12 protein-coding genes are annotated in these 14,488 nt (G+C 63.0%); 8 read left to right on the forward strand and 4 right to left on the reverse strand.

The features are described from left to right. Window positions 1-10 precede the first annotated feature (10 nt). Window positions 11-3,835, reverse strand: a complete 3,825-nt coding sequence (locus EDF74_RS17695) for a hypothetical protein (RefSeq protein ID WP_148045973.1) — start codon at window positions 3,833-3,835, stop codon at window positions 11-13. Window positions 3,836-3,946: 111 nt separating this feature from the next. Next, window positions 3,947-6,634, reverse strand: coding sequence for a pyruvate dehydrogenase (acetyl-transferring), homodimeric type (gene aceE, locus EDF74_RS17700; protein ID WP_123731337.1), 2,688 nt, complete (start codon window positions 6,632-6,634; stop codon window positions 3,947-3,949). Between the two features lie 469 nt (window positions 6,635-7,103). Here aceE and EDF74_RS17705 point away from each other — a divergent pair, with 469 nt between their 5' ends. The 3 genes from EDF74_RS17705 (at window position 7,104) to EDF74_RS17715 (ending at window position 8,990) form a co-directional block, all read left to right on the forward strand. Next, window positions 7,104-7,607 (forward strand): PadR family transcriptional regulator, encoded by a 504-nt coding sequence (locus EDF74_RS17705; RefSeq protein ID WP_121042329.1) that lies wholly within the window; start codon window positions 7,104-7,106, stop codon window positions 7,605-7,607. A gap of 90 nt (window positions 7,608-7,697) precedes the next feature. Next, a complete protein-coding gene (locus EDF74_RS17710; RefSeq protein WP_123731338.1) occupies window positions 7,698-8,495 on the forward strand; it encodes a siderophore-interacting protein in 798 nt (265 codons plus the stop codon). Window positions 8,496-8,552: 57 nt separating this feature from the next. Next, on the forward strand, window positions 8,553-8,990 hold the full coding sequence (locus EDF74_RS17715; protein WP_123731339.1) for a hypothetical protein: 438 nt from the start codon (window positions 8,553-8,555) through the stop codon (window positions 8,988-8,990). 199 nt (window positions 8,991-9,189) lie between these two features. On the opposite strand, the gene EDF74_RS17720 is transcribed toward EDF74_RS17715, so the two are convergent. After that, complete coding sequence (locus tag EDF74_RS17720; protein ID WP_123731340.1) at window positions 9,190-9,891, reverse strand: YceI family protein; 702 nt, start codon at window positions 9,889-9,891, stop codon at window positions 9,190-9,192. A gap of 85 nt (window positions 9,892-9,976) precedes the next feature. Next, window positions 9,977-10,567, reverse strand: a complete 591-nt coding sequence (locus EDF74_RS17725; RefSeq protein ID WP_123731341.1) for a malonic semialdehyde reductase — start codon at window positions 10,565-10,567, stop codon at window positions 9,977-9,979. A 129-nt stretch (window positions 10,568-10,696) separates the two neighbouring features. Between EDF74_RS17725 and EDF74_RS17730 the strand changes: the two genes are divergently transcribed. The 5 genes from EDF74_RS17730 (at window position 10,697) to EDF74_RS17750 (ending at window position 14,371) form a co-directional block, all read left to right on the forward strand. Beyond that, window positions 10,697-11,668, forward strand: a complete 972-nt coding sequence (locus EDF74_RS17730; RefSeq protein WP_123731342.1) for a mitochondrial fission ELM1 family protein — start codon at window positions 10,697-10,699, stop codon at window positions 11,666-11,668. A 57-nt stretch (window positions 11,669-11,725) separates the two neighbouring features. Next, window positions 11,726-12,589: a DUF2145 domain-containing protein gene (locus EDF74_RS17735; RefSeq protein ID WP_123731343.1), complete on the forward strand. Its 864-nt coding sequence runs from the start codon at window positions 11,726-11,728 to the stop codon at window positions 12,587-12,589. A gap of 67 nt (window positions 12,590-12,656) precedes the next feature. Next, window positions 12,657-13,178 carry a hypothetical protein gene (locus tag EDF74_RS17740; RefSeq protein WP_260232315.1) on the forward strand — a complete coding sequence of 174 codons (522 nt, stop codon included), beginning with the start codon at window positions 12,657-12,659 and terminating at the stop codon, window positions 13,176-13,178. Window positions 13,179-13,212: 34 nt separating this feature from the next. After that, entirely contained in the window at window positions 13,213-13,740 is a 528-nt protein-coding gene (locus tag EDF74_RS17745; RefSeq protein WP_123731344.1) for a hypothetical protein, read from the forward strand. Between the two features lie 76 nt (window positions 13,741-13,816). Next, window positions 13,817-14,371, forward strand: a complete 555-nt coding sequence (locus tag EDF74_RS17750; protein WP_123731345.1) for a queuosine precursor transporter — start codon at window positions 13,817-13,819, stop codon at window positions 14,369-14,371. Window positions 14,372-14,488: the final 117 nt, after the last annotated feature.

Consider the following 14,488-nt stretch of genomic DNA (forward strand, 5'->3'; position numbering starts at 1 on the left):
TGGAACACCTTCAGAACTTGGCGGTCGCCTTCAAAACCACCTGGCTACCTCCACTCGAAACCTTCCTAATTAAGCCACGTGCGTGCAGAGCATGTGCCAGCGCCTTTTCTGAGTCTCCGTTCGTGATGCGCAGAGCCTCACCATGTTGAAGCGGCACGAAGAAACCCCCGCTAGCTACAAGCAAAGCTGCCTTCACCTTCGTCCATTGCGCGAGCGGGACTAACACGGCGATCAATGCCGCGGATGATTCCACATCCGCTACGGACAGAAGGGAACCTCCCACAAGGACGGCGAGGACATCTGCGGCAGAGGAAGGATCTGCCACCGCCAATTCCTGAAGAATCCAACAAGCTCGCTTAGCACTCTCAGCACTCCAATCGTCGACTCGAGTGAAGCATGTGCTGACGAACGACTTCTGGTCTGAAAGACCCGGGATCTCAAGCGCGGCGCGCACTGCAAGATCTGCAGCAATTTTTCTTTCCGATTGACCGAATCCGGGATCATTCGCGCAAGACGCTAGGTAGTTTACGGCCACACCATAGTCAACTTCAGCGATCTTATCCAAAAGCCAATTCATCCACTGACCATAGAATGCCTCAGCCAGCGCCTGCACCGTCCTATCTGAGATCTCAGGATCAAAGCCAGTCGACGCAAGGCCAAACGCCCCAGACTCGCTCAAGAAGAGCGCCATTCTTGTCATATCATCCTCGGGCAGCTTCAGCATACTGGCCAGCATGAAATCGACATCTTCCTCGTCGAGGTCACCAAGGGACTCTACGTCAGACGAAAGGGAGCTGAGATAGTCATCGGAGTCGAGCACTGCCGTCCAGACAGCCCCAAGCTCTTCAATGGATGCGTCAGCGACCAGCTTTGAAATGTTGCTCCACGTCGCCTTGATGTTTAACGCCTTCGCGGATGGCACCCAGAGACTGTTATCCAAACTGTCTATTGAAGTCATCGTAAAGCGAAGCCGCTCGACTGTTCGAACCCTGAGTGCCTCGTCGTCGACAGCGCTGAGTGCCCACATCACATCAGCCTCGCTTTCAATGATCTCTCCCTCCTGCTCAAACAAGGCACGCAGTAGAGATGCGGGGGCGCCCATCAGCCAGTCTTTCAAGGCACCTGTAGCAGCTTTTAGGCTCCCAATGGAGAATTTTCCTTCCACCGAGCCGATCTCAGATCGCTTGTGAGCGGTAAGAGCTACCAAGTTGTTAAGGTTTAGTCGCGGAATATCAAGTCTCAGCAGTGTTTCGACGGCCATGGGCGTTGGCTGCCCCTGCAGCCGATCTATCCGTGCACCATTATCAATCACCCAAGATCTAGCCACGCTCTCGTCGATGACCGCGGCCGCAAATGCATCTCCATCCGAAATATTCTCCACTAGTTCCGAGAGTTTCATCGACAACTCATCACCAATGTTTCGCTTGTCGGAGCCTGAACCTGAGAGAATGAGACCAATGATCATCTCGCGCCAAGGACTTTCTCCGCACAGGAAACCATCCTGCAGCGCACCGAGCAGTGTTGCTGGCTGCTGGCCAAGTAGAAATTCGACCTGCTCGCCCACCGTACCACCCGAGATGCCATCAAGCAGGATATGGGAAGCACGATCTGGGTGAAGATCAGCCTCACGATATACTGCGGTGAGCTTTTCGCTGATAGCGTCCGCAGGAGAAACCTGTTCTGAAAAAAGATACTGCACAAGCGCAGAGATCATGCCCTTTCCGCCACCGAGATCACCGATGTTTAGTCGCTTAAGTACCTCGCGAGGTTCGTCCACCCTCGTGTCGACCGGCACCAGCTCGCCGGACTTAACTCGCAGTATTACGGATTTATCGGAAAGCGATACGGACCCGGCGTAGAAGTGGCCGGAATAGTCGAAGTAATCCTCTCCCAAGAATCCATTTGCAATGAAGTAGCCGACAGGCCCAAGTGAGAGCCTGTTAGCTTTCGCTGCTACGTGGCTGACAAATTCCGAGTCAATGATAGCTTGCGAAAGTGCTGCATAGCGCCCAGCCGCCAGTTTTTGGCGCATGACGGAAAGCTGTTGCAAAGCCCCATTGGAAATCCCTCGTGCCGCAGCCAGCCGCGCACCTATTGAGCCGCTTCCTTGCCCCGTAAGCTCGTGAAACTCGACGGAATAGTTCGACAGCCGATAGTGGAGCTCAAAATAATCGCTTTGGTGGGTTTGACTTCCAACCAAGTCATTTGCAACAAACTCGGAAAAGCTCATCCTGACGCCTGACGGCGGCGTTATGGCCTCCAATGGCTCGGATGGATAGCGATCTGAAGCAGCCATCCAAAGCAGGGCGCGAAGCTCGCGCTCAGAGTTCGCTAACGCGAACGCATTGCCCGAGACCTTTGCCTCGAGCTCTGCGATTGAGCCCCTCAAAAATCCAACTCGTTCCTCACTCCATTCTGCGTAGCCACCTATCAGGCCGTGTATTTCCCCTCGTCCCTTCAGGAGATCTGCATACTCGCGCGGAAAGAGACACTTTGTTACGACCGCAGAGAATATCTTATTGACATTCAACTTTTGCTGTTGACTTACGACATCACGGAAAAGGTCATACTCGTTTAGTATATTGACGAGTTGACGCATATCGTCAACGTAATATGAAACCGCCTCCACCAGATCGGCACTTGGCTTGTCGGATTCCGCCCACCCCCTTTCCGACATCATGTCCAACATCTTCTGCTTTGAGTTGTCAGTATTTATGACTGATATGATCGGAATTACATAATCAAAGAACTTTACACGATCTGCAGCAGAGAACACGTCATCTCGAATCATGTAGACGAAATGAATGGGCCGCCGAATACTTGGAGATGAGTTCAATATGAAGTTGATCTCCCGCAGCCTTGTGAAAGGGCTTGAATCTCGAAAGCGATCCAAGTCCTCAATCAGGACCACATCTTTTTTGTTCCGCTCGAAGAGATATACGATCTCATCCAGTTGTTTGTGCAGCACTGAGGCAACATTGGAGTGTGCCAAGGTGACGCCTTTGACGGTAATCCCCTGCAGACGGAATCCGAGGACAGAAGATAGGATGCGCTGCGCGGTTAAGCCCGCGGCGAAAATCAGCACCAGTATGCACAACGTGGGTTCAGCGTCCGAGAATTGTGCAATTGGGAAGGTCTTTGCCACACCGGCGAGGCAAGCTGGTAGACCGAAGACTCGAATGAGTGCTACACCTACCGCAACGCCGAATACCGCGTACAGCGCAGCAACGCCAGCGTGGACGTGATTGATTCGTTTCAGCCTCGTCTGCGGGATGCTACGGTCCTTAACCGAGTAAAGGAGCTGCTGGACAATCGATGCTTCGATCCGCTCTATTGGCTCGACAGCAGTATCGATTTCGGCGCTCTCAGCCTTGTTTAGTTCCTGATTGACACTCGACGGGTAGGTTTTTTCGCCGGCCCCCTGCGTGAAAGTCGCGAGCGAAACGAAGCAGAAGTTATACTCTGGATGATCAGCGGCAAACGATTGAATAAAGCTGCTTTTGCCGGCGCCATAGCTGCCGGTCACAGCAATATTGCGCACTTTTGGCAGTCTAAGTGCCCGCTGCAGCTCGGCCCTGTAACGATCGTAGCTGCGTCCATTCAATCTTGCCGGTGTGAGTGGATCAAACGATCCCACCTCAGCATCGGCGTCGAATCGAAGTAGTCGCCTCACCGCTTGCCGGAACGCAACCACTCTTCTGGGCACACGCGCTAGAAATGGGGCCTCGGCGGGTTGCGTCCCTAAAGATTTCATTCCTGCTATCCACGCCCGATAAAGTTGCTGCATGCGGGAGAGGCTGCCTGAGGTTTCACTCTTGAACTTAGCTGTTGCCATCCCTAGAAGCTCCGTTTCTTAGAGGTCGTCAGCTTGTTGACTTTACGCATAAAGTAAAGGGAAGGCATTTCCGCCCTCCCTCTACTTCAACAAGCAAGATTTCCTTACGAATCAAACCCCGACAGGATTAGCCTTCTCAGGATCAATCTTGTACTGCTTGATAGCCCGAGCCACATCCTTACCCGTCATCTTCCCTTCCTTCGCCAGCGCCGCAATCGCGGCATGCGCGATGTAGTACCGGTCAACCTCGAAGAAGCGACGCAGGTTCGCACGGGTATCCGAGCGACCAAAGCCATCCGTACCCAGCACCGTGTACGACATCGGCACGAACGCACGGATCTGGTCCGCATACGCACGCACATAGTCGGTCGCGGCGATCGCCGGGCCCTGGCGGCCTTCCAGCAGCTCGGTCACATACGCCTTGCGCGGTTCGGCTTCCGGGTGGAAGCGGTTGTAGCGCTCGGCATCGAAACCATCGCGGCGCAGTTCATTGATGCTCGGGCAGCTCCAGATATCGGCGGTCACGCCGAAGTCCTTGTCCAGCAGCTCGGCGGCAGCAATGGCTTCACGCAGGATCGTGCCCGAACCCAGCAGCTGCACGCGCAGCTCGCCCTTCTTCGGCTTGCCGGCGTCGGTGAGCAGGTACATGCCCTTGACGATGCCTTCGGCCGCGCCTTCCGGCATTTCCGGGTGGGTGTAGTTTTCGTTCATCAGGGTGATGTAGTAGTACTCATCAATCTGATCTTCCATCATGGCCTTGGTGCCGTGCTGCAGGATCACCGTCACTTCGAAGCCGAAGGTCGGGTCATAGCTGCGCACGTTCGGGATGCCACCGGCGACGATATGGCTGAAGCCATCTTCGTGCTGCAGGCCTTCACCGTTCAGCGTGGTGCGGCCGGCGGTGCCGCCGAGCAGGAAGCCACGGGTACGCATGTCCGCGGCCTGCCAGGCGATGTCGCCCACGCGCTGGAAGCCGAACATCGAGTAGTAGATGTAGAACGGCAGCATCGGCACGTTGCTGACCGAGTAGCTGGTACCAGCGGCCATCCAGGAGCTGATCGCACCCGGCTCGCTGATGCCCTGCTGCAGCACCTGGCCGCTCTGGTCTTCGCGGTAGAACATCAGCTGGTCCGCATCGACCGGCTTGTACTTCTGGCCGAACGGGGCGTAGATGCCGATCTGGCGGAACAGGCCTTCCATGCCGAAGGTACGGGCTTCGTCGGCCACGATCGGCACGATGTGCGGGCCCAGTTCCTTGTCGCGCAGGGTGATGTTCAGGCTCTGCACGAAGGCCATGGTGGTGGAGTAGCTGCGCTCGCCACTGCTCTTGAGCAGGCGCTCGTAGCTTTCCAGCTTCGGTGCGTTGAAGCTCTTGGTCGCCTTGCGGCGGCGCTGCGGCAGGTAGCCACCCAAGGCGGCACGGCGTTCCTGCAGGTATTTCACTTCCGGCGAATCCGGGCCCGGGTGGTAGAACGGCACCTGGCCATCGGCCAGCTGTGCGTCGGTCACCGGGATGTTGAAGCGGTCGCGGAAATGGCGGACGGCATCGTCGTCCAGCTTCTTGGTCTGGTGGGTCGGGTTCAGTGCTTCACCCGCGCTGCCCATGCCATAGCCCTTCACCGTCTTGGCCAGGATCACGGTCGGCATGCCCTTGGTGTTCACGGCCTGGTGGTAGGCGGCATAGACCTTGTGCGGATCGTGGCCACCGCGGTTGAGGCGCCAGATATCGTCGTCGGACAGGCCGGCGACCATCGCAGCGGTTTCCGGGTATTTGCCGAAGAAATGCTCGCGGGTATACGCGCCACCGAAGGCCTTGCAGTTCTGGTATTCGCCGTCGACGGTTTCCATCATCAGCTTGCGCAGGACGCCGTTGGTGTCCTTGGCCAGCAGGGCATCCCAGTAACCGCCCCACAGCAGCTTGATGACATTCCAGCCGCCGCCACGGAAGACACCTTCCAGTTCCTGGATGATCTTGCCGTTGCCACGCACCGGGCCGTCGAGGCGCTGCAGGTTGCAGTTGACCACGAAGATCAGGTTGTCCAGGCCTTCGCGGCCGGCCAGCGCGATCGCGCCGAGGGTTTCCGGCTCATCGCTCTCGCCGTCGCCGATGAAGCACCACACCTTGCGGTCGGACTTCTCGATCAGGCCACGGTTTTCCAGGTAACGCAGGAACTGCGCCTGGTAGATCGCGGCGAGCGGGCCCAGGCCCATCGACACGGTCGGGGTCTGCCAGTAATCGGGCATCAGCCACGGATGCGGGTAGCTGGAGAGGCCACCGCCGTCCACTTCCATGCGGAACTTGTCCAGCTGGGCTTCGTCGATGCGGCCTTCCAGGAAGGAACGCGCATAGATGCCCGGGGCGCTGTGGCCCTGGATGAAGAGCAGGTCGCCCGGGTGGTCTTCGCTCGGGGCGCGCCAGAAGTGGTTGAAGCCCACGTCATACAGCGTGGCGCCAGAGGCGAAGGAGGCGATGTGGCCGCCCAGGTCGCCCGGCTTGCGGTTGGCGCGCACGACGGTCGCCATCGCGTTCCAGCGGATGATGGAACGAATGCGCCATTCCAGTTCGGCGTTGCCCGGGCTCTTGGCCTCCAGGGTCGGCGCGATGGTGTTCACGTACTCGGTGGTGGGAGAGAACGGCAGGTAAGCACCCGAACGACGGGTCAGTTCCACCATGCCTTCCAACAGCTGATGCGCGCGCTCGGGGCCCTCGACATCAATAACGGCCTTCAGCGACTCGATCCATTCCTGGGTTTCCACAGGATTCGGGTCGTTGTTCAGCACCTCGTTCAACCAGTTCATTTGCGCTCCCATGACCGCACGCACGCGCGCGACTGTTTTAGATTTCTAGCCGCAAAGTGTAGCGCACCAAGGGGTTTGCTTACTTCGCTACGGTTGCGTATGGAACCATCGGGGCGTGTCCGGAAGGACAGCAGGCGACAGCGCGAGGGCCGCGCCGGAAGGTTCCACGCTGCATTTCAGCCTGCCCGGCGGCGATGACACCGGCGCGTCAGCAGGACACCGATGGACAGCGCAGGCACTGCGGCGCGGGCGATTGGCGCGGTTCGTGCGCGAAGCGATGGCGTTGGAGCGCCCATCGGCGTGGATCATCGGTGCCGTTGGGAGTCGGCAACCTTGTGCAGTGTTCCACCACAAGCACGCACCGTCACAGCAGGAATTGACCTGAACGCATTCCTGCCATGCGTGCGCGAGCGCTGGTCGAAACGGAGTTTTCGATATATCGTTCCGCCACTGCATTCGATATATCGAAATGACCTCTCCGCGCGACCTCGACCGCCCTGCCCGCCCGCTGACTGCCCGGCCCCTCAGCCGTGGCGACCTGCGCCTGCTGGTGCTGTCCCTGCTCGCCGACCAGCCGCGCCATGGCTATGAGCTGATCCAGCTGATCAGCGACATGTTCGTGCGGGTCTACACGCCCAGCGCCGGCTCGATCTACCCGGTGCTGGCGCAGTTCGAGGCGGCCGGCTGGGTCGGCGCGGTCGAGGACGGTGGGCGCAAGCGGTACGCGCTCAGCGCGCTGGGCCAGGCCGAGCTGGAGGCACAGCGCGACGAGGTCGATGCCGCGGTGCACCGGGTACGCGACAGCGCGCGCACGATCACCAAGGCCAACCTGCCGCCGCCCGTGCGCGATGCGCTGCGCGAGCTCAAGCACGCGCTGGGCCTGTGCCATGGCCGCTGGCAGGACGACAACGCCGCAGCCGTGGCCGAGGCGCTGCGCGAGGCCGCCGCGCGGATCCGTGCACAGGGCCGCTGACCTCCCTTCTTCGTTTCAGACCCAGCCAGCCACCGCCCGCCAGGTCCTTCTCTCTCAACGCCGCGCTGCGGCACTGATCCAGGTATTCCCATGGCTCTGCATGAAAACCGACTGCTCCGTCATACCGTGAAGTTCCGTCCGCTGCAGGTGCTGCGCACCGAGGAGATCAGCCCGTGCATGCGCCGGGTGATCGTCGGGGGCGAGGCGCTGGAAGGCTTCGATTCGCCCTCGCCGGATGACCACGTCAAACTGTTCTTCCCCAACGCCGAGGGCCAGTTCGTGGTCCCGACGATGACCCCGGAAGGCCCGCGCTACCCGGACGGGCAGACGCCCTCTCCCTCGCGCGATTACACCCCGCGCTGGTGGGATCTGGAGGCCCACGAGCTGGCGCTGGATTTCGTCATGCACGGCGACGGCCTGGCCTCGACCTGGGCCGCCAACGCGCAGCCGGGCGATGCGATCGCCGTGGGCGGCCCGCGTGGCTCGCACATGACCGCCGATGACTTCGACACCTATGTGCTGATCGGCGATGAAACCGCGCTGCCGGCCATCGGCCGCTGGCTGGAGACGTTGCCGGACGGCGCCAATGCCGATGTCTACATCGAGATTCCGGAATCCGGCGATCGCCAGGAGCTGCCGGAGGACGACCGTATCCGCATCTCGTGGCTGGAGCGCAACGGCTTCGACGCCGCCACCAGCACCCTGCTGGAAGACGTGCTGACCGATTTCGAGGAACCGGACGGCGACACCTTCTACTGGATCGCCGCCGAATCGCGCCGGGCCCGGATGATGCGCAAGTACATCGAGGGCCACCTGGGCGTGCCGAAGGACTGGATCCGCTCGACCGGCTACTGGAAGGCGCACGGCAGCGAGCATCACGACGACTGAGCCCGCGACGGGCACCGGCCGCGAATGCGACAATCGCGTTTTGTGCCGGTGCCTTTCATGCAAGCCTCTCCTCTTTCGGCACTGACCGATCTGATCGACCGCGCCGAGCGGGCCGATCCCGCGCTGGATGCCGCCCTGGCGGCGCTGGCGCCTTCCGTGGGCGAGAACATCGCCCAGCTGCGCACCGCGCTGGTGCCATTGGCCCGCGCGCAGGCGGCACTGGTGCAGGCGAACATCGATATCGACCTGGTCGCCGATGAGCTTCGCCGTTACCAGAAGTACGCGATGCCCGGTAAGCCGAGCCTGCAGATCGTGCAGCTGCGCAAGCAGCAGGCCTCGGTGAAGCAGGCCGCGCTGCTGGCCCGCCAGGCATTTGCACAGGCCACCCATGCGTTCCTGCGTGAGAGCGGCTTGACCGCGCCGGCACGGCGCACGCCGACCGATTTCACCACGCTGTGGCTGGGCAAGGTGAGCGCGCAGGTGGCGGCGGGTTGATCGCGCTGATATCCACGCATGGCGTGGATCTACCCCGGTCCCGTCAACGGTAGAGCCACGCCATGCGTGGCTGCGCTTCGGCGGGATTCCTGGTTGCCGGCCAGCGGCCGGCACTACCGGGTATCGACCGGTAGCCGCACAAAAAGAAAGCCCGCCAATTGGCGGGCTTTCTGCCTTCTCACGACGAGTGAGGAGAAACTCAGGCAGCCGGCTTTTCGCCAGTGGCCTCGGTGGTGATGCGGATGTTCACTTCATCGCTTACGTTCGGGGCGTACGCGCCGACGCCGAAATCGCTGCGCTTGATGGTGGTGGTGGCATCGAAGCCCGCTGCCGGCACCTTGGCCATCGGGTGCTCGCCGCCGCCGTTGATAGTGACATCCAGGGTCACCGGCTTGGTGATGTCCTTGATGGTCAGGTCGCCGGTGACGGTCAGCTTGTTGGTGCCGTTGGCCTCAACCTTGGTGCTCTTGAAGGTGGCGGCCGGGAACTTGGCGGCGTCGAAGAAATCGGCGCTCTTCAGGTGCTCGTCGAACTTGGCGGTGAAGCTGTTCAGGCCGGTCAGCGGCAGCTTCACTTCCACGGTCGACTTGGTCACGTCGGCCGCGTCATACACCAGGGTGCCTTCGGCGCTGCCGAAATGCGCGGTCGGGTGCGAGAAGCCGAAGTGGCTCCACTGGACCAGCACGTCGGTGTGGGTCGGGTCGAGCTTGTAGGTGCCCGAGGCGATCTGGATCGCATCGGCGGCCGGGGCGGCAGCCGCAGCGTCCGCAGCCGGGGCGGCGGTTTCGGTGGCGGCCGGCGCGTCTGCGGCCGGAGCAGCGGCTTCGTCGGCCGGCTTGGAGCAGGCGGCGATGGCCAGGGTCAGGGCGAGCGGCAGCAGCAGTTTGCGGGTCATGGTCATGGCAGGTCTCTCTCGAATCGAAGGGAAAAAAAGCAAAGGTCACGCAGCCCATCCGCACGGACGGGCCACGATCCGGCGGTAACGCTTATGCGATGCGGGCGGCTTCGTCGAAGGACAGGCGAGGCAGCCGCGGGAACAGGCCCGAGGCGTCACCGTACCCCAGGTTGACGAGGAAATTCGACTTGATCGCGGTGCCCTTGAAGAAGGCTTCGTCGACCTTGGCGTTGTCGAAGCCGGACATCGGGCCGGCATCCAGACCCAGCGCGCGCGCGGCCAGGATCAGGTAGGCGCCCTGCAGGCTGCCATTGCGGAATGCGCCTTCGGTGCGGCCTTCACGCGGGCCGTCGAACCACGCCTTGGCATCGGTATGCGGGAACAGGAACGGCAGCTTCTCGTGGAAGTCTTCGTCGAAGGCGACGATCACCGTGACCGGGGCAGCCAGGGTCTTGTCGTGGTTGCCTTCGGACAGGGCCGGGGCGAGCTTGGCCTTGGCTTCGGGGGATTTCACGAACACGAAGCGCGCCGGGCTGCCGTTGGCGGCAGTCGGGCCCCACTTCAGCAGCTCGTACAGCGCATTGAGCTGGCTGTCCTCGACCGGCTTATCAAGGAAGGCGTTCTGGGTGCGGGCGGTACGGAACAACTGATCGAGCGCAGCATCGTCAAGGACGTGGGACATGAAGCCTCCGGAAATAAGGGGAATCGTTCGCGCATCGGCTACCGTGGCAGGGCGACAGCGCGATCGGCGAAGGCTGGCAGTGTAGAGTGTCGCGACAGTTGCAACACCCAGCCTGACTGAAACGAATTAATGCCATACGTGAAACGATGGAGTCCGCCCTGGACGATCACTGACGGCCGTGCCGGCAATGTGCGGCAGGCGGTGGCCCTGGCCACGGCATTGAAGCTGGGGGCGCATCGTCCGCTGGTGCTCACCCCGCGCGCGCCCTGGCGTTGGCTGGCCCCGCGGTGGCTGCCCGGTGCCGCCAATGGTTATGGTGACGCTTTCGCAGCCTTGGCCACCGACGCCCCTGAGCTGGCCGTCGGTTGTGGCCGCCAGGCGGCCGGTGCGCTGCGCGAACTGCGCCGCCGTGGCACCAAGGTGGTCCAGATCCTCGACCCTCGCCTCAACCCGCGCCACTGGGACCTGCTGGTGGTGCCTGAGCATGACCGGCTGCGCGGCAGCAACGTGCTCACCCTGCTCGGCAGCCTCAATCCGGTCAACGATGACTGGCTGGCCTGCGGCCGTGCCGCCTTTGCAGCGTTCAGCGCCCTGCCTGGCCCACGCACCGCGCTGCTGGTCGGCGGGCCGACCCCGCATGCCCCGTGGCATGAGCCGGACATGGTGCAGGTGTTCCAGCAGCTCGCTTCCCAGCTGCGCGAGGAAGGCGGCAGCCTGCTGGCCACGACCTCGCGACGTACCCCACCGGCCCTGGTCGGCGCGCTGCGCAGCGCGTTTGCCGAGGTGCCGAATGTGATCTGGGGCGATGGCGGCGATGGCGTGAACCCGTATGCCGGGCTGCTCGGCTGGGCCAACCGCGTGGTGGTATCGCCGGATTCGGTGAACCTGCTCTCTGAAGCGTGTGCCACGCGCATGCCGGTCGCCGTGGCCCTGGCCGACCAGGCGCACGGGCGACTCGCGCACTTCCAGCACGCGCTGCGCGAACGCGGCCGGTTGCAGGCGCGCTGGCTGGACTGGCAGACGCAGGGCCGCATCGAGCCGCTGCGCGAGACCACGCGCGTTGCTGATGAGGTACGCGCGCGGTTGGGGATTCAGGCCTGACGGCATCGCACAGCGTTATGATGCGGCCGCGGCCGGTGCCGCCGGAGACTGTGTGACATGGACGTACCCTTCGCTGCACTGATCAAGCGCCTGCGCCCCGTTCTGCTGTGTGGTGTCCTGCTGGGCGCTGCGCTGACCGCGCAGGCCGAACCGCAGTGCGCCGAACGCTATCCCACGCCGGCTGCGTTGGCCTCCATGTTCGATGTGGCCCTGGCCACCACCGACGCATTGGACGCACTCGATGGCGTGGACGTGGTGCTGATCGCCCGCGGTGGTCAGGACCTGAGCAAGTACGGCCTGCGCCACAGCCATCTGGCCTTCCTGCTGCGCGAAGACGATGGGCAGTGGCGCGCGGTGCACCTGCTCAATCCGTGCAAGACCGCCGAGTCGCACCTGTTCCGCGAAGGTGTCGCCACCTTCATCGGCGAGACCTCCAGCCACACCGACCTGCGCATCGGCGTGCCGACGCCTGCGCTGCGCGATGCACTCAAGGCGATGCTCACCCAGCCGGCGATCCAGGCCAAGGCGCTGCATGAAGCGCGCTACAGCGCGGTGGCGTATCCGTTCCGTACCGAGTACCAGAATTCCAACCAGTGGATCCTGGAAGTACTGGGCGCGGCGATGGCGCAGGTGGAAGAGCGCACCCTGATCGTCAACCGTACCCAGGCGCAGCAATGGCTGCAGCGGCACATGTACACGCCCAGCACGCTGCACATCGGCGTGGCCAAGCGGCTCGGCGCGCGCTTCTTCGTGCCCAATGCAGCCGTTACCGACCACCCGGCCAGCGAGCGCATTTCCGGCAACTACTCGGTGGTGACGGTGGAATCGATCTTTGATTTCCTGCAACTGCGCAGCAGCCTGCAGCAGGAGCTGGTCGTGCCGCATGTACCGGTGAAAGGCATTACCGCCCCCAAACCGTGAGTCAGCGGCCGGCAGCATGCCAGCGGGCATACTGCGGACCTATGTTGAGACATCAGAAGGATCTTCGATGACACGTGTTTCGCGCAGAGTCGTTTCACCGCTGCTGGCCATTGCCGTGTGTGCGGCCAGCCTGCCCGCGCCCGCGCAGGTGGTGGGCATCAATCACCCGGTGACCAGCAGCGTCATCGTCACCTCGGTGGTGAGCGTGGTGGTCGTCACCGCACCGGTGTGGCTGGTTTCAGCCGGCCTGAGCAAGGCCAGCGACGCTTCGGCCCGACGCAGCCGCGCGGCCAAGGACGCACGTGGCAAAGCCGGGCCGCTGCCGCCGCTCACCGTGGAGAAGGTGGAACGCACGCCCGAAGGCGGCATCGAAATGGCCCTGCAGAACCCCCAGGAACCGGACGCGCTGGCCGTCATCGCCTGGCCTGCGCGCGAGGACAACCCGGCAGCCGCGGTGGCGGTGGGCGACGTACTGGCGCTGACACCCACCCAGGGCGGCGCCGGCTGGACGGTGACCACGGCCGAGGGCACGGCCTTGGCCTTCCTGCCCATCGATGCGGCGGCGGCGCAGCCGAGTGCACGTTGGTAACCCCTTGCTGTCCACCGTCTCGCGGAGCTATTGAATGAACCGGATATCCCGTCCTGCCGTTGCGCCACTGCTGGCGCTGGCCTTGCTCGCGACCAGCCTGCCGGTCAGCGCCCAGAACCTCAGCAATGCCTCGCCGGTCACCAGCAGCGTCCTCACCACCTCGGTGGTGAGCCTGGCGGTGATCACCGCACCGGTCTGGCTCAGCGCGTTGGGGGTCAGCGAACTGCATGACGCCTCCATGCCGCACAACCTCACCGCCCGGGCCGCGAAGCGGCAGAAGGCCGGCCCGCTACCGCCGCTCACCGTGGAGCGCGTGGCGCACCAGCCCGACGGCAGCTACCAGGTGGAGCTGAAGAACCCGCAGGCTCCGGATGCCCCGGCCGTGGTGGCCTGGCCGGCGCGCACCGACAACCCGGCGGCAGGGGTGAAGGTGGGCGATGTGCTGGCGTTCACCCCGACCCCGGCCGGCGCGGGCTGGATGGTGGCCGATGCCAAAGGCGCCGCGCTGGCGTTCCTGCCGACCCAGGATGCGGCGGCCACCAGCATGAGCGAACGCTTCTGACTGAACCGTCCCGGGCTGGCCCTCGGCGGGACAAGCCCGGATAATCCGCCGCTTCCCCCGACTTCCCCGGCTCGCCATGTCCGCGCGTCCTGCCATTGCCTTTGCCCCGTTGACCCCGCGCTCGCTGCTGCTGGCGGTGCTGGCCATGGGCGCGGTAGTGCTGGGCTCGAACGTGCTGGTGCAGTACCCGATCAACGATTGGCTGACCTGGGGTGCCTTCAGCTACCCGGTGGCGTTCCTGGTGAGCAACCTGATCAATCGCCGCTTCGGGCCGGCGGCGGCGCGGCGGGTGGCCTGGGCCGGGTTCGCGTTGGCGGTGCTGCTGTCGATCTGGATCGCCACGCCACGGATCGCGGTGGCGTCGTGCCTGGCCTTCATCGCTGCGCAGCTGCTGGATATCACCGTGTTCGACCGGCTGCGCCGCGGGCACTGGTGGCGCGCGCCGATGGTGGCGACCACCTGCAGCGCGACGCTGGATACGACGATTTTCTGGAGCATCGCCTTCGCCGGTTCCAGCCTGCCGTGGGTGAGCTGGGCGCTGGGCGATCTGGCGGTGAAGCTGACGATCGGCGTGTTCCTGCTGGCGCCGTTCCGCGCGCTGCTGGGGAAGATGGCACCGCGCGCGGTGTGACATCGGGCGCCGATCGTCCGGTGTAGCGCTGGCGGTCGGGTATCGCCCTGGGTCGGGCATCGCTATCGGCCGGGTATCGCTATCGGCCGGGCATCACGATGGGTAGTGCCGGCCGCT

It is taken from the genome of Stenotrophomonas rhizophila, assembly GCF_003751305.1.
Classification (GTDB): domain Bacteria; phylum Pseudomonadota; class Gammaproteobacteria; order Xanthomonadales; family Xanthomonadaceae; genus Stenotrophomonas; species Stenotrophomonas rhizophila_B.